This window comes from Cupriavidus nantongensis (assembly GCF_001598055.1).
In the GTDB taxonomy this organism is placed as follows: domain Bacteria; phylum Pseudomonadota; class Gammaproteobacteria; order Burkholderiales; family Burkholderiaceae; genus Cupriavidus; species Cupriavidus nantongensis.
Map to the genome: position 1 here is coordinate 2109209 of NZ_CP014845.1, position 15983 is coordinate 2125191.

Here is a 15983-nt window from a genome sequence, read left to right on the forward strand (position 1 = left end):
TGTCGTATACGGGGGTCAGGGATTGGCCCAGCCTTCGGCGTACAGCTGCTGGGCCAGCAAGCCCAGGCGCATGGTCAGGGTGTAGTTCTCGCCGTCTTCGATGAGCGCCGATCGTGTGTCGCGGAACAACTTCTCGATCGGGTACTCGCGCGTGGTGCCAACGCCGCCGAACAGCTGGAAGGCCTCGTGGACCACCTTCATCGCTTCCTCCGTCACCGTCACCTTGCCGGAAGCGGTGACATAGGGATGGGTGCGGGGCGACAGGGCGGCAAACGCCTGCACCCGTCGCGCCGTGGCGCGCGCCATCTCGATGCGGCGCAGCATGTCGCCCAGGCGATAGCGGGTCAGCTGGTGGTCGATCAGCAGCCGCCCCCCTTGCCGGCGTTCGTGGCAGTACTGCAGCGCATGCTCGAACGCCGCGCGCGCGACGCCGGTGAAGATGTGCGCCATGTGCGTGCCGGCATTCGACCAGGCCGACGCGAAGCTGCCGTCGTAGTCGTCCTTCAGCGCGAACGCGAAGCGCTTGGGGATGCGCACGTTGTCGAAGTAGATCTCGCCCTGCGGCAGCGCGCGCTGGCCGATCTTCTCCAGGGGCTTGCCGCGGGTCACGCCGGGCAGGTCGAGCGGAACGATCGCGGCCACGCCGTACGGCCGTCCTTGCTTGTCGAGCCGCCCGTCGCCATAGTCAGCGCTCATGTAGGCGACGGCTACCTGCGCCACCGCGCCGTTAGACACCCAGGCGGAGCTTTGGCCGTTGATGACGATCTCGTCCTTGCCGACCTGGCCCCACAGATTGCCCGTGTTGCCCGGCACGCCTGCCGGCCAGTCACGCTGCATGTCGAAGATCTGGAAGTCGCTGCCGAAGTCGGGCTTGGTGCCGATCCAGCAACCGATGCGACCCATGGACAGTTCCAGCAACTCCTTGTTGCCCAAAGAGGACGCTATCTCGACGGCCATGCTCCCGGCCCCGATCGAGACGGCCAGGCCGCTGTCGCCCCAGCCGAGCTCTTCGCTGATCATCGATTCGATGCGCAACGCCGTCTCCGGCGGCAGCGACGCCATCGCGGCCGGCTCGAAGCCCAGCTTCGCGAACTCCGGCCAGAGCGAGTAGTACGGCGAGCCGGGCGCGGCCACCTGCTCGGCCGTCATCTTGTCGAGCTCGGTGCCCAGCGGACGCAACACGTCCTTCGCGAAACGATGCATCGTGTGCTGGATGGCGCGCTCCTCTTCGGACAGCGGTGTTTCGAAGCCCGTGAGGCCGGCATCCGGCAAGATCACTTCTTTCTTCAGGATCAGCATGTCTACTCCGCGGTTTGAGTGCTCGGCCCGCCAGCAGGGATGCCCTCTTCGAACTTCGCAAGACCGGGGTTCATCACGTCCCACGGCTGCGCACGGCTGGTGAAAACATCTATGGAAGGGGGATAGACGCTCGCATCGTCCAGCGTGCCGGCCGCGATCAGCACGACCTCGGGCTTCTCGGCGATCCGGCCGTGCACTTGCGAGCCGCAGTTGGGGCAAAAGCCACGCGACACCGTGTGGCCGGCGTTGCTGGTCGATGTGTGATAGCGCAGCTCGCCGCGCACGAAGCGGAAAGCCGCGGAGGGCACGATGCGCACAGACGCATACGCGGTGCCGGTGTAGCGTTGACAGGCGCTGCAATGGCAATTCAGTGACAGGACGGGCTCGGCCATGCACTCGTAGCGCACGTCGCCGCAGGCACAGCCGCCTTGCAGCTTCACAGGGCTTGATGGGTTGTTCATTTGGTCGTGGTCTCCAGTGATGACACGAGTTGCGGCACGGCTGTGAACAGGTCGTCTACCAACCCGTAGTCGGCCACGCCGAAGATGGGCGCCTCCGGATCCTTGTTGATCGCGACAATCACCTTGCTGTCGCGCATGCCGGCGAGGTGCTGAATGGCACCGGAGATGCCGACCGCCACGTAGAGCTGCGGCGCCACGATCTTTCCGGTTTGCCCTACCTGGTAGTCGTTGGACACGTAGCCTGCATCGACGGCGGCGCGCGATGCGCCGAGCGCGGCATTCAACGCGTCTGCAAGAGGTTCCATCACGGCGCGGTAGTTCTCTGCGCTGCCCAGCCCGCGTCCGCCCGAGACGACGGTGGAGGCCGAAGCCAGCTCGGGGCGGTCGAGTTTCGTCACGTCGCGGCGCACGAACCGGCTGGTGCCGGCGTCGGGCGGAACGTCAATCTGCACGACGGGCGCAGCGCCGCCAGCCGCCGGCACGGGATCGAACCCCGTGGACCGCACCGTGAGCACCTTGATGTCATCCAACGCCTGCACCGTCGCGATGACGTTGCCCGCGAAGATGGGGCGCTTGAACGTCGTGGCGTCCTGCACGGCCATGACGTCGCTCACTTGTGCCACGCCGAGCTTGGCCGCCACCCGGGGCGCTACGTTCTTGCCTTGCGCCGTGGCAGGAAACAGCAGGTGCGTATACTGCCCCGCCACCGCGAGAACCGTCGCCTCCACGTTCTCCGCAAGACCTTGCGCGAGCTGAGGCGCCTCGGCATGCAGCACCCGGGAGACGCCGCCAATGCGCGCCGCCGATTCGGCTGCACTGCGCGAGCCCTCACCCGCCACCAGCACGTGCACTTCACTGTCCGTGAACATCACGAGCTGTGCGGCGGCCGCGAGCGTGCTCAACGTTGCCGCGTGCACCGACGCGTTGTCGTGATCGGCAATGACCAGAATCGCCATTCGAACCTCCTTCACTGAACCTTGGCTTCTGACTTGAGCAGCGCCACCAGCGCAGCCACATCCGGCACACGCACACCCGCGCTGCGCGAAGGCGGCTCCTCCACGTGCAACGTTCGCAGCCTGGGACGAACATCAACTTCGAGCTCTTCCGCGCGGAGAACCTCCAGAGGCTTCTTCTTGGCCTTCATGATGTTCGGCAGCGTCACGTAGCGCGGCTCGTTCAGCCGCAGGTCGGTTGTGATCACGGCCGGCAGCGCCACGGACAGCGTCTCCGCGCCACCATCCACCTCACGCGACACCGTGGCCCACCCGTCGGCCAGCGACACCTTCGACGCGAACGTGGCCTGCGGCAGGTCCGCCAGCGCGGCGAGCATCTGGCCGGTCTGGTTGCAGTCGTCGTCGATCGCCTGCTTGCCCAGCAAGACCAGTTGCGGCTGCTCGCGCTTCACGATCGCCGCCAGCAGCCGGGCCACGGCCAGCGGCTGCAACTCCTCGTTCGATTCGACGAGGATGGCCCGATCGGCGCCGATCGCCATCGCCGTGCGCAGCGTCTCCTGCGATGGCGCACGGCCACAGGACACGGCGACCACTTCGTCGGCTGCACCGGCTTCCTTCAGGCGCACGGCTTCCTCGACCGCAATCTCATCGAACGGGTTCATCGACATCTTCACGTTCGCGATGTCCACGCCCGATCCGTCCGACTTCGCGCGCACTTTCACGTTGTGATCGACGACCCGCTTCACCGCTACCAGAATCTTCATCGTTCGCTCCGATCCACTCGTCACACCTTCAGCGCCCATTCGTCAAGCGTTGCCGCGCTGCCCTGCATCGCCGCCACCGCCAGTGCGCCAGTCTGCGGCAGCACGTGCGCGGCATAGAAGCGGGCCGAGACAAGCTTGCCCCGCAGGAAGGATTCGCTCTCGCTGGCGTCTGTAGCATCCAGCAGCCGGCTGGCGGCCAGTGCGGCACGGGCCATCAGCCATCCGCCGGCCACGATCCCGGCGAGCTTGAGGAACGGCACGGCGGCAGCGAACACATCGAGCGGCCGCTCCCTATGGGCCTGCGCGAACCATTGCGCGACCAACCGGACGGAGGCGACCGCCTCGCCCAGCGACGATGCGAGGTCCTCGAGCGCCGGCTGGGCCGCCGCCTCGGTCTGCGTGCGGTCCACTTGCTCCAGCCAGCGGTTCAGCGATGCCCCACCGTCGCGCAAGACCTTGCGGGCGATCAGGTCGTTGGCCTGAATCCCGGTGGTGCCTTCGTAGATCGGGGCGATCAGCACGTCGCGCAGCGGCTGCGATGCGCCGCTCTCAAGGACATACCCCATGCCACCGTGGATCTGCACCGACGTGCGAGTCACCTCAACGGCCGTCTCCGACGCCCAGCCCTTGAAGATGGGAATCATCAGGTCAACGAAGTCCTGGTACTCCTGGCGGACCATCGGGTCCGGATGACCGTCGGCCAGGTCCAGCGCTCCCGCGAGCACGTAGCCCAAGGCGCGCATCGCCTCGGTCTGGCTGCGCATCGACAACAGCATGCGCCGCACATCGGGGTGGCGGATGATCGGCACCGGCTGCGCACTCCCTTCTGCAGCGCGTCCCTGCAAGCGCTCGCCGGCATACGCGAGGGCCTGCCGATAGGCCCGCTCGCTCAGCGCCACTCCCTCCATGCCGACGATGAAGCGGGCCTGGTTCATCATCACGAACATGGTCTGCAAGCCCTTGTTCTCCTCGCCGACGAGCCATCCCACCGCACCCTCTCCAGCGGCGCCGTAGACCATCGTGCAGGTCGGGCTGCCGTGGTTGCCGACCTTGTGCTCTATGCCGGCGCACTGCACGTCGTTGCGCGCGCCCTGCCAGCCCTGCTGCGGCAGAAACTTCGGCACAACGAACAGCGAGACGCCCCTGGAGCCTTCCGGCGCCCCGGCCACGCGGGCGAGCACGAGGTGGACGATGTTGTCCGTTAGGTCCTGGTCGCCGAAACTGATGAAGATCTTCTGTCCGAATACCCGGTAGGTGCCATCGGCAGCCGGCACCGCCCGCGTGCGCAGCGCGCCGACGTCCGAGCCGGCCTGCGGCTCGGTGAGGTTCATCGTCGCGGCCCACTCGCCGCTGACGAGCCGGGGCAGGTAGTACGCCTTCAGCGCGTCGTCGGCCCCCAGCATCAGCGCGTGCACCGCGGCATCGGTCAGGCCGGGACACATGCAGAAGGCCTTGTTGGCTCCGACGAAGATCTCGCGCACCGCGGCGGACAGCAGCATGGGCATGCCCTGGCCGCCGTATTCGGTAGGCATCGACAGGCGGTTCCAGCCGCCCTCGATGAACTGCCGGTACGCGTCCTTGAACCCCGGGGTCACCGTCACGCCTTCGGCTGTCCAGCGCGCGCCATCGCGATCACCAGTCGCGTTCAGAGGCTCCAGGATGCCTTCGGCCAGACGCGACGCTTCGGTCAGGATCGATTCGGTCAGCTCGGCATCGGCCAGGCTCTCGGCGTTCGGCAGTTGTGCGACGCGGTCGAGGTCCGCCAGTTCGCGAAGCACGAAGCGCGCTTCCTCAAGGGGTACGAGGTATGAGTTCACGGTGTCTGCATCGAGGCGAGGACGCGGTGGATCGTGGCGGGCAAGTCGATCTCGTTCTCCCGCGTCTGGCCTTGCATGGCCACGGCTTCATTGGCGCGCTGCATGTAATCCTGCTGGATCGCCACACGCATCGCGTCGTTCTCGGCGGCGAAGCCTTCAAACAGCGAATCGGCCATGGGCGCGAACACGCGCTTAATGACGCCGCGGGTAGACGCGATCGCGTATGCCGGTCGCAGCGCGATGCGACGCGCGAGGCTATCGACGTAGCCGCGCAGTTCGTCGTCCGCCAGCGCCTGATTGACGATGCCGTACTGCTGCGCCTCTTCCCCGCTGAAGTCACGGCCGCTCAGCGACACCTCCAGCGCACGCGCCGGACCGCACATCATGGCCAGCCGTGTCATGCCGCCGCCGCAAGGCAGGAAGCCCACGCTAGTCTCGGGAGCGCAGAAGCGCGCCGACCGGCTGGCAAAGCGCATCGTCATGCCCAGGACCAGGTCGAGACCGCCCCCGCGGCACACCCCGGTAACCTCGGCGATCGTGATCTGCGGCAGGTTGCCCAGGCAGGTGCTCAGGGACTGCAGGATGTTGATCTCGTCGTAGCGGCCCCTGGCCGCCGGGTCGGTCGACGCGGTCTTAAACTCGGTGGCATCGAAGTGCGCGATGAAGAAATCCGGCACCGCGCTATCGAACACCACCACCTTGATCGACGGGTCGACCGTCAGGCGGCCGACGAGGCCGAACAGTTCCTTCACCATGCTGATGTTCAGCAGGTTCACCGGGGGGTTCTTGATCGACACGCGCATCACCGCGCCATCGACGCGGGTGGCGAGCAATGATTCACTCATGTTCATCTCCTTGGGTTCGGGTGGCCGCGGCGCTCAGACGATGCGCTCGACCTTCATGTTCGAGAGTCCGTGGGCGCGCAACGCAGCGTGCAGTTCGCGATGGCCGAACGCCTGACAGGGCGAGCGGAAGCCGGCGATGTCGACCTGGCCGCGCGCCAGCCGCGTCGCGGCATAGGCTTCCAGGCAGGCCGTCTGCAAGTAGCCCCCGACGCCGTAGATCGTGCACTTGGCGGCCACGTTGTTACCGCGGCCGTGCGTCCAGTCGATCGTGCGATGCACATGACGCGACTCGCGCGGCGGCATGGCCGGCGTCATGTCCGCGGCCAGCTTGTCCATCAGCGGCACGAGCTGCTCTTCCGGAATCCATTGCAACTGCACCTTGTAGCCACGCTCCAACTCCTGGACCCGCTTGTACAGGTCCTGGTTGGACATCGCGACGGTCATCTTGCAGTTGCGCACCCTCGGATCCCCATGGAACCAGATCGGGTTCGACGTGCCGCCCCAGTGAGTGCCCGTCACCACCGCGCCCGAGGGCAGCAGAACGTTCTGCACGTCCAGGTCCTTGTACTCGACCAGCTCGTTGTCGGCGAGGTAGCGCACCTTGTCGCGCATCTGCGCATCGAAGATGCTCTCGGCAGAGTTCTGCGTCGGTACCGCCACGCCGTACATGAACATGTCGAGCGAGTCGATCCCCTCGGTGTCCATGACGAAGCGCGCCGAAATTTCGCTGACGGCGTACATGTACGCCATCGACGGCACGACCAGCAGGCCGGCCTTACGGAAGTCGGCGTCCCAGCGCTCGCGCACCTTCGCCACATGAGTCTGCTCGCCCGCCGTGTCGAGGTAGTGGATGCCGGCCTTCAGGGCCGCTTCGATGACGGTGTTGGCGCGGCGTGCGAATGGCCCCACCGTATTGCAGACCACGCGGCGTCCGCGGAACAGCTTGGCCAGCGACTCCACGTCATGATCGACCTCGGCGATCTCGTACGTGCAGTCCTCGATGCCGGGCACCAAGCGCATGGCTTCCTCGATCCTGGCGCGGTTGCGCCCGGCCGCGACAAAGGGAACGCGGTAGTCGCGCAGGTACTCGGCCACTTGGCGGCCGGTATAGCCGCTGGCGCCGTAGATGACCACAGGGTAGTTGCTGCTCATGCTATGTTCTCCATGAAACGGTATTGAAGGCCGCATGCGTCGGGTCACAGATCGACGCGCGGGAAAGCGTCCAGGGTGTTGAAGTGGCCACGTAGCGGCATGTCGGTGCGGACCCGGTCGTGCGCGAGTCCCTGGGCCGAAAGGAGGCGATCGCGAGACTGTTCGACCAGCCGTGAGCGCGGTAAGGTCATGCTCCCGCCACGGCGACGCCGAACGTCCCCTGGTCGACGCTGGCCGTGGTTTCGGCGCTGAGCGCCCGCATCTGTCCAGCGCTTCGCCGTGACCGTGAACCGATCGGGCGCGACGGACAGCTTGGTGGGCACCGCGCCGCCGACGAACCCGGGGTTGTCGTTGCGCTCGTTGTAGACACTGTCATACCGGCCCAGCGCGCTCAGGCGGAAGCCAAGGCCGCTGGACGTGACCACGTCCAGTTCGCCCGGCAAATCGACGCGGTTCGAGAGCAGAGCACGATTGAAGTTGCGGTCGCCGTCATCGGCGTTCACATTTCCCAGGAGCGCTGGATTCTGCGAGCGCGTTAGAAACACTGCGCTATAGCGCGCAGTGTTGTTCCACGTCACGCGCGTGTCCGACGCCTCTTCCGGTGGTGACACGTCCGCAGCGTGCACTGCGGGGAAAGCGGCCAGGAGGCTGGCCGTGCCGATGGCCTGCACTGCGGCCACAGGCTTCGTCGAAGTGAATCGAGAAAGCCCGACCTTAGGCAGCGGCATTTCATGGCGCATGGTCATATGTCTCCAGTTTTTTTGTCGCGCTTTCGTCACGTAGTCAACGGATTGAGGAGAACCTCACCGTCGAACGCCCGTGCGCGATCATTCGCGCACCGGTGTCGTCTTTCTGCAAGGCGACGAGTTCCAGAATTCGGCAGGGCTCGCAGCCCGTGACACCCCGATCCGGCACGCTGAGTGAAAGGTACGATTTACGCGGCTGTCCCACCCCACCCCAGAAGAGTGGTAAGAGGGTAACCAGCGCCGTCGCCCGTTCGGCACGTTTCAATCGCGGGGAGCGACCTACTTGCTTGGCACACACACAAAGCGGGCATAGTTCCCGGTGGGCAGCAGAGGGTGCGGCAACGGCGGACGAGGATTAATGCCCCGGCAATGTTCCGGACGGAGGCACCCAATTCCCCATAACCTGCTGCGGCGCGACGGGGCTGCTCACGTCGAGCGGAACGCGTCGTTTATGCGAACTGGGTGTGGACAGCGAATGGGCGAGTCCGCGCTTCGGTGCGGGGCTGGATGGACGCCCATGGAACAAGGCACTGCGGGGCTGCACTTCTGCCAGCAAGCCTGGAGCGCGTGCCGACTGACAGATGGTGGAATCCCGGCTTAGGGAATGGGGTACGTGGCTTCAATCCAGAGTGGAGGCATCACCCGTTGAAATGCTTGAAGAATGAGTGGCGTCCGAACCATGTGGGAATGGAGGCGTCCACCCTTCTATGTTTCCCCGCCCTCGGATATACTTTTTTAACGCCGATCTGATAAGGCTCTCGGTGGCTACCGGCCGGAGACGGGCTGTCCGGTGTCGCAACCGGCCGGACGAAAAACAATTAATGGTCTGCGAGCCTCCCCGACGACCCATTGCAGCGCGGCGCACTCGCTGCACCCCCGCACAACTTCGGCATGCGCGCGTCTCGGGGTAATAGAGCTGAGTTTGAGGAGACTGCTATCCGCACGTTGAGCCAAGATCCCGCGCTGTTGCTCAAGGCCACTGCGCCGCGCGTCGTTCCTCGCTTTTTGGATCGCGAGCGTCTGCAACTCAGTCGCCTCGAAGTCGACGGGGCCCACGTGACGGTCTTGCTTGCGCCCGCAGGGTTCGGCAAGACCTCGCAACTCAATCAATGGCGTCGCGAAGTGCTGGCACGGGGAGGCATAGCCTTCTGGTATACGATCGACAGTCGCGATGACCCCCTGCGCCTGGTACGCGGGCTTACACGTTCGGCCCAGTCAACATGCGGAAAGCTAGGTTTTGCAGATCCAGTCGTGGAGTGGATCGAAGCGCGCGATGACGCTCAGGAAGCCATGACCGGATGGCTGGCCGAAATAGCGGAACTATCGGTCGAGGTGCTATTGCTGCTAGACGATACCCACCTCCTTCCCACACCCGCCCGCCGGGAAGTCCTCAGCTATCTGCTGGGCAATGCACCAGCTAACTTGCACATTGCACTGGCCGCGCGGCCAACGGGCGCACTGGTGGCCAGCGGAACGCTGAGCACGGCCAAGGTCACACGCGTGACTGCCTCTGATTTGCGCTTCCGGCCAGACGAAACTCTGACTGTGCTTTCCGCCGCCATGGGGAGCGGGAGCGACGTGGAAGCTGGAGTGCATCTTCACGAGTTGATTGAAGGTTGGCCCTTGGGCGTCCAGTTGGCGGTCGCCGCACTCAAGCGCGGAGGCGATCTTGAAGGACTGTTCGGAGCTGCGACGGCCGACATCCGCCGCTATTTCGTAGATGCCGTGATCGACCGACAACCAGCCGATGCCGTCAATATGTTGATACGGCTGGCGGATTTCGATGTGATTCATGTCGACCTGTGTCCGGCAGTGCTCGAGCGCAGCGACCTTGGGCCGGAACTGCTACGACTGCGAGACGAGACGCCGCTGTTGCTGCAAGCCGAAGACAGCGACTGGATGCGCATGCATCCACTCGCCCGCGAGATCCTCCGCGAGCGCCTGAACCATTTGCCTAAGGCCGAGCGACTTGCCATGTCGCAACGAGCGTGCGCCTGGTATGTCGATCACGGACTATACGAGGAAGCAGCGCATCACGCCTTTATTGCCGGGGATGTCGAGACCGCCATTTCCCTCATCGAACGCAGCAGTCATCAAATGACCGCACAGGGAAAGAGCGCCGCAGTGCTGGCGTGGTATCAGCGCCTGCGCCCGGATGAACTCCAGCAACGCCCCGGATTCTGGACTCCAGTTGCCTGGGCCTTGGCCATGAGCGATCGACATGCCGAGGCGCAACCGCTTATCGATCTCATCCTTGCGCAACCTGAACTTTCGATCGAGGCGCGGTTCGAAGCGCATCTAATCGCTGGCGTTGCCGCGGTATTTGCAGATCGCACCGACCGTCTGGCGGCAATTCTTGAGAAGTGGCCAGAACCGCCGCCGGAAGCGCGGCCCGAAGCGACGCCGGTCCATTGCAACCTCAAGGCCTTTCTCGCTTTGTACCGCGGACAACCAGACCAGGCGCGGCTGGAATCGGGCCGCATCGCCAATCTGGATCGGACGCAGACGTATTCGCCAGTATCCTATGCATTCGCTGACTACATCACAGGTTTGAGCTACTTGTGGGAAGGCCGATTCGCTTTAGCCCACCACGATCTCCGACCCGCGCTGAACCGGGCGGAGGAGCGCTTGGGCCGTTGCCATCCGGTAACGTGCCTATTGGCGGCGCTCCTGGCGCACGCCAGTTGGGAATGTGGACGGAGCGCTGATATCGCTGGGCTGTTGGCGGGGCGGTTGGCCGTGCTGAAAAGGCATGGTCTGCCCGATGCAGTAATTTCGGCCTATACGACACTGGCACGCATCGCTGACCAGGAGGACCGGCAAGACCAAGCGCTGGATTTCCTCGAATCGCTTCACGCCATCGGCCAAGCGCAGGCTATGCCACGTCTTCAAGCGACTGCGCAGCTTGAGCTGGTGCGTCTGCACGCAAGGCGCGGCCGAACCGAGACCGTATTGGAACTGAACGCGCAACTTGATACCTTGCTTCGGGACCGCTGCGCTCAAATCCGCGACACGTCGCTCATACCCTGGGCAGACTTGCTCGCTGATCTCGGCCGTGCATATGCCTTTCTGGCCAAGAACAATACTCCATCCATTGCCGGAGCACTCGAGGCCGCCGAATCTGCAGCAGCACTGGCGGCAAGCATGAAGCGCGGGCGGGATGCCGTAGAGTCTCGCCTCCTTCGCGCTGAAGCGCTACGGCGCCAAGGCTCTGGAGACGCATCTGCTGTGCGGGCCGAAGGGATGAGTCTGGCCCTGGCTGGCGGCATGTTACAGCTACTGCGTGAAGCGGGGGAACGAGCTGAAGCCGTCGGTGTGCGCTCGTCAGTAGCACCGGACCGAAGTGAATCGTCCCCTGCGCTCACTGCGAAACAGCAGCAGATCCGCGCTACGGCCTTGTTGACCGCCAAGGAAAGGGAAATTCTGTCGTTGCTCAGCGGCAACCTGAGCAATAAGGAAATCGCGCTAGCGATGGATTTGAGCGAAGACACGATCAAGTGGCACATGAAGAATTTGCTCAGCAAGCTCAACGCCGGTAGCCGCAAACATGCACTTGCGCGCGCGCGACAGCTTGGGCTGTTCGAGCATTGACAACGATTTTCAATGTTCTGAGCCACTAGCGCCAGCCAACCACGCCGCGCCACTATGATCTGAAGCCAGAAGTGAAAGCCCCTAACGGTTTCGAACAAGTTCGCATTGATGCGGACAGCAGCGCGGCAGATTGATGCCAGCGCACGATCTTTGACACGCCATTGAGGCTGGCGCGAACCTCCTCCGCCCTATCTACTCCTACTCGCCACCCCTACAGGGTGGGGCCACCAGCAAGCCACCTTGCTAGCATCTCCTGGCATCGTCCCGGGCTATACCTCGGCTCGCCGAAATTCGGATAGGTGCTCTGGGCATGGGTCGCTCGACTCCAGGCACAAATGAACCGCGCCGGGAAAGGCCTTACGTGAGACAGACTCACCGCCGACGAAAGCAAGCCCGTCCGCAGGAAATCTAGGACGCGGCGCTCGCATTTTTTGTGGAGAAGAGCTTCGCAGCCGCCCGTGTGGAAGAGATCGCGGAACGCGCAGGCGTAACCGCAGTGATCACCGCTTGAGGAGAAATTCGTGAACCCGTACATCGCGCCTTTGGAGGAAATGCGTTTCGTGCTGCGGGAGCTAGCTGATATTGAACGCGTCGCCCAGTTGAGTGACGCCGAAGCGCTTTCCGATCCAGAACTGACGGACGCCATCCTCGACGAGGCAGCCCGCTTCGCGAAGGAAGTCTTGGCTCCGCTGGACGCGGTCGGCGACCGCGCGGGCGTGCGCTGGAGCGAGCAAGGTGTCACCACCGCCCCTGGCTTCGCCGCGGCATACCAGCTCTTCGTGGAGGCAGGCTGGAACAACATCTCGCTGCCTTCCGAGTATGGCGGTCAGGGCCTGCCAACCTTGCTTTGTACGGCGGTGCACGAGATGTTCACCTCGTCCAACAAGGCCTTCGCCTATTGCCCAGACCTCACGGAATTCGCCGTCAAGGCTTTGATCGCCGGCGCGAGCGAATCACTGAAGTCGCTGTACATCCCTAGGCTCGTCACTGGACAGTGGGCCGCCACGATGAACCTTACGGAGCCGCAAGCCGGCTCCGACGTCGGCGCATTACGAACCCGCGCGGAGCCCCAAGCGGACGGCACTTACAGGCTGTTCGGACAAAAGATCTTCATCAGCTACGGTGAGCATGATCTGACCGAGAACATCATCCACTTGGTCCTTGCCAGAATCCCTGGAGCGCCGGAGGGATCCAAAGGAATCTCGCTGTTCCTGGTCCCAAAATTCTTGCTGGAGGCGGACGGCCGACTAGGCCAGCACAACGACGTCAAATGCGCAGGCGTTGAGCACAAGTTGGGCAATCACGCCAGCCCGACTTGCACAATGGTCTATGGGGGTAGCGGCGAAGGCGCGGTAGGCTGGCTCCTCGGCGCCGAGAACAAGGGTCTGCAAACCATGTTCTTCATGATGAATTCGGCCCGCTTCACGGTGGGCCAGGAAAGCACAGCGATGAGCGAGCGTGCCTACCAGCAAGCCCTCGCCTATGCTCGTGAGCGTGTGCAAGGCAAGCTGGCCGGCGGCGGTACGGAATCTGTCCCCATCATCCGCCATCCCGATGTACGTCGAATGTTGCTGATGATGCGCAGCCAAACTGAAGCCATGCGTGCGGTGGCCTACGCGCTTGCTGGTGCCCGGGATCTCGCCGAGCGTCATTCCGACCCGGAGGTGCGTCTCGAACGCCAGGCCTTCGTCGACCTCATGATTCCGGTCTTCAAGGGTTGGGCGTCGGAGACCGCAATCGAGGTGACCTCGACCTCGATCCAGGTGCACGGCGGCCTCGGCTACATTGAGGAGAGTGGCGCTTCGCAGCCGCTACGCGATGTGCGGGTGGCGGCGATCTATGAAGGTACCACTTCGGTCCAGGCGCACGACCTGGTTGAACGTAAACTCGCGCGCGATGGGGGTGCGGCGCTGCGGGCATGGCTGTCGCAGATTCAGCTCGTCCTGCACCGATTGGACGACGCTGCGAATGGCGAGCTCCGGGATATCGCGTCCAACTTGCGCGAGGCAGTAGCAGCACTACAGGAGGCCTCCAACTGGGCAATCGCGAACTACCGGGAAAGGCCGCTCGAAGTCCTTGCCGGCTCGGTGCCGCTCCTGCGGCTCTGCGGTATCGTCGCCGGCGGCTGGCAGATGGCACGTGCGGCGCTGGCGGCGCAACGCCATCTCGAACAGGGCCACGGTCATGCCGCCTTCCTTCGTCGTAAGCTTTTGAGCGCGCGCTTCTATGCGGCCCACGTGCTACCCCAAGCAGAGGGGCTGTCGTCGATCGCCATGCACAGTGAATGCGCAATGACGATGGGTGACGAGGCATTCTGAGCGCAGCAGGATCCATACCGTGACTGTAGCGCGCCTCGCCCCACACGCAGATTGCTCTCAAGAAAGGCCGAGCGAAGTGCTGCAGAGAAGTCCACCGGTCAGACCACTGCAACTTTCGATTTTTCTGGCAAATGATCCATCCCGCAGCAAATATGATGAGGTCACTTACCATGAGCACCCGCAGGCGTCGAGGGGCCCTCGCAGAGATGTTGGTCCAGCGATCGTTTAGGCACCATCTTGTAAATTAATCCAGTGTGCTGAGTGCCAATGACTACATGGTTGTAGGCCTCAGCATCCAAGATAGAGCTCGGTTGCTCATCGTGTATCGAGCAACTTTTCCGGAGTACGCGAACTGACGAGTGCCTTTCATACAGAATCGGCACTCTGCGGTTCCCCTATTGAACACCCAAGTCCAGGAAATCATTGATGCAGCCCAATCTGAGTTTGGCTCCGCAGCGCATCGGCGTGCCGCGGGAAACCTTTCCCGGCGAAAAGCGTGTGGCCACGGTGCCCGACGTGGTGGAAAAGCTCATCAAGCTCGGCTTCAAGGTGGCGGTTGAATCCGGCGCCGGCGAAGCCGCTAATTTCAGCGACGATGCTTACCACAAGGCAGGGGCCGAGATCATTGACGACGCCGCGCAGCTCTGGGCCGCGTCCGACATCGTGCTCAAGGTACGCCCGCCCAGCAGTGACGAAGTGGCGCTGATGCGCGAAGACTGCACGCTGATCGACTTCATCTGGCCTGCTCAGAACCCTGAGCTGATGCAGCAACTGGCCGCCAAGAACGCGACCGTGCTTGCGATCGACTGCCTGCCGCGCACGCTCTCGCGCGCCCAGAAGATGGACGCACTGACCTCCACTGCGAGCGTCAGCGGCTACCGTGCCGTCATCGAAGCTGCCAGCGCTTTCGGCCGTTACTTCAACGGCCAGATTACGGCCGCAGGGAAGGTGCCGCCGGCCAAGGTCTTCATTGCCGGTGCCGGCGTGGCAGGCCTGGCGGCCATCGGTACGGCGGCCAACCTGGGCGCCATCGTGCGCGCTAATGACACGCGTGCCGAGGTGGCCGACCAAGTCAAGTCGCTGGGCGGCGAGTTCGTCAAGGTCGACTACGAGGAAGACGGCTCGGGCGGCGGCGGCTACGCCAAGGTCATGAGTGAGGGCTTCCAGGCCGCGCAACGCAAGATGTATGCAGAGCAGGCCAAGGATGCGGACATCATCATCACCACCGCGCTGATCCCCGGCAAGCCCGCACCCAAGCTCATCACCGCCGAGATGGTGCAGAGCATGAAGTCCGGCAGCGTGATCGTGGACATGGCCGCCGAGCAAGGCGGCAATTGCGAGTTGACCGTGCCTGGCGAAGCCGTGGTGCGCCATGGCGTGACCATCATCGGCTACACGGACCTGGCATCGCGCCTGGCCAAGCAATCGTCCACCCTGTACGCGACCAATCTGCTGCGCCTGACCGAGGAACTGTGCAAGTCCAAGGATGGCCAGGCGGTCGTCAACATGGAGGACGACGCGATCCGTGGCCTCACCGTGATCAAGGACGGCGCCATCACCTGGCCGGCCCCGCCGCTCAAGGCTGCACCTGTGCCGGCGCCCAAGGCCGCAACTGCCCCCGTGGTCGAGAAGAAATCGGGCCACGGCCGTGGTAGCGGCGCGCCCATGCCCGCGAAGGCGCTCACCATCACCTTCGGCATCGCGGCCGTGTTGTTGTGGACCATCGGCTCCTTTGCGCCTCCGGCGTTCCTGGGCCACTTCACGGTGTTCGTGCTGGCCTGCTTCATCGGCTACATGGTGGTGTGGAACGTCACGCCCGCACTGCACACGCCGCTGATGAGCGTCACCAACGCCATCTCCAGCATCATCGCCATTGGCGCGCTGGTGCAAATCGCACCTCCGGAACTGGGCATGGACGGACGGCCCGACGGGCTGATTCGCTGGCTGGCCTTTGCCGCGCTGGTGCTCACCGCCGTCAACATGTTCGGAGGCTTTGCCGTGACGCGCCGCATGCTTGCCATGTTCCGCAAATAAGAA

General features: G+C 64.0%; 11 protein-coding genes and 1 pseudogene. 4 read left to right on the plus strand and 8 right to left on the minus strand.

The window, feature by feature from the left end; genetic code table 11:
* Nucleotides 1-15: 15 nt before the first annotated feature.
* The 8 genes from A2G96_RS30350 to A2G96_RS30385 are packed head-to-tail and all read right to left on the minus strand — an operon-like array spanning nt 16 to nt 8037.
* Nucleotides 16-1299, minus strand: a complete 1284-nt coding sequence (locus tag A2G96_RS30350; protein ID WP_062803817.1) for an acyl-CoA dehydrogenase family protein — start codon at nt 1297-1299, stop codon at nt 16-18.
* A gap of 2 nt (nt 1300-1301) precedes the next feature.
* Nucleotides 1302-1760 (minus strand): GFA family protein, encoded by a 459-nt coding sequence (locus tag A2G96_RS30355; RefSeq protein WP_062803818.1) that lies wholly within the window; start codon nt 1758-1760, stop codon nt 1302-1304.
* Entirely contained in the window at nt 1757-2716 is a 960-nt protein-coding gene (locus A2G96_RS30360) for an electron transfer flavoprotein subunit alpha/FixB family protein (protein WP_062803819.1), read from the minus strand. Before A2G96_RS30360 ends, A2G96_RS30355 begins: the two co-directional genes overlap by 4 nt.
* 11 nt (nt 2717-2727) lie before the next feature.
* Nucleotides 2728-3477, minus strand: a complete 750-nt coding sequence (locus A2G96_RS30365) for an electron transfer flavoprotein subunit beta/FixA family protein (RefSeq protein ID WP_062803820.1) — start codon at nt 3475-3477, stop codon at nt 2728-2730.
* Nucleotides 3478-3497: 20 nt separating this feature from the next.
* Nucleotides 3498-5294, minus strand: coding sequence for an acyl-CoA dehydrogenase family protein (locus tag A2G96_RS30370; protein WP_062803821.1), 1797 nt, complete (start codon nt 5292-5294; stop codon nt 3498-3500).
* Entirely contained in the window at nt 5291-6127 is an 837-nt protein-coding gene (locus tag A2G96_RS30375) for an enoyl-CoA hydratase/isomerase family protein (protein ID WP_197672311.1), read from the minus strand. Before A2G96_RS30375 ends, A2G96_RS30370 begins: the two co-directional genes overlap by 4 nt.
* Before the next feature lie 45 nt (nt 6128-6172).
* On the minus strand, nt 6173-7291 hold the full coding sequence (locus A2G96_RS30380) for a saccharopine dehydrogenase family protein (protein ID WP_062803823.1): 1119 nt from the start codon (nt 7289-7291) through the stop codon (nt 6173-6175).
* 44 nt (nt 7292-7335) lie between these two features.
* A complete protein-coding gene (locus A2G96_RS30385) occupies nt 7336-8037 on the minus strand; it encodes a DUF1302 family protein (protein ID WP_062803824.1) in 702 nt (233 codons plus the stop codon).
* Between the two features lie 945 nt (nt 8038-8982).
* Between A2G96_RS30385 and A2G96_RS30390 the strand changes: the two genes are divergently transcribed.
* The 4 genes and pseudogenes from A2G96_RS30390 (at nt 8983) to A2G96_RS30400 (ending at nt 15980) form a co-directional block, all read left to right on the plus strand.
* Complete coding sequence (locus A2G96_RS30390; protein WP_197672312.1) at nt 8983-11628, plus strand: LuxR C-terminal-related transcriptional regulator; 2646 nt, start codon at nt 8983-8985, stop codon at nt 11626-11628.
* 424 nt (nt 11629-12052) lie between these two features.
* Nucleotides 12053-12139 (plus strand): annotated as a pseudogene (locus A2G96_RS34485) (hypothetical protein); the annotation flags it as partial.
* Nucleotides 12140-12179: 40 nt separating this feature from the next.
* Entirely contained in the window at nt 12180-13946 is a 1767-nt protein-coding gene (locus A2G96_RS30395) for an acyl-CoA dehydrogenase (protein ID WP_470290496.1), read from the plus strand.
* Between the two features lie 426 nt (nt 13947-14372).
* Complete coding sequence (locus A2G96_RS30400) at nt 14373-15980, plus strand: Re/Si-specific NAD(P)(+) transhydrogenase subunit alpha (RefSeq protein WP_062803827.1); 1608 nt, start codon at nt 14373-14375, stop codon at nt 15978-15980.
* Nucleotides 15981-15983: the final 3 nt, after the last annotated feature.

Coding starts and splice junctions, on each gene's coding strand:
- A2G96_RS30350 (WP_062803817.1), bottom strand. CDS start 1,299: ATGCTGATCCTGAAGAAAGAAGTGATCTTGCCGGATGCCGGCCTCACG.
- A2G96_RS30355 (WP_062803818.1), bottom strand. CDS start 1,760: ATGAACAACCCATCAAGCCCTGTGAAGCTGCAAGGCGGCTGTGCCTGC.
- A2G96_RS30360 (WP_062803819.1), bottom strand. CDS start 2,716: ATGGCGATTCTGGTCATTGCCGATCACGACAACGCGTCGGTGCACGCG.
- A2G96_RS30365 (WP_062803820.1), bottom strand. CDS start 3,477: ATGAAGATTCTGGTAGCGGTGAAGCGGGTCGTCGATCACAACGTGAAA.
- A2G96_RS30380 (WP_062803823.1), bottom strand. CDS start 7,291: ATGAGCAGCAACTACCCTGTGGTCATCTACGGCGCCAGCGGCTATACC.
- A2G96_RS30385 (WP_062803824.1), bottom strand. CDS start 8,037: ATGACCATGCGCCATGAAATGCCGCTGCCTAAGGTCGGGCTTTCTCGA.
- A2G96_RS30395 (WP_470290496.1), top strand. CDS start 12,180: ATGCGTTTCGTGCTGCGGGAGCTAGCTGATATTGAACGCGTCGCCCAG.
- A2G96_RS30400 (WP_062803827.1), top strand. CDS start 14,373: ATGCAGCCCAATCTGAGTTTGGCTCCGCAGCGCATCGGCGTGCCGCGG.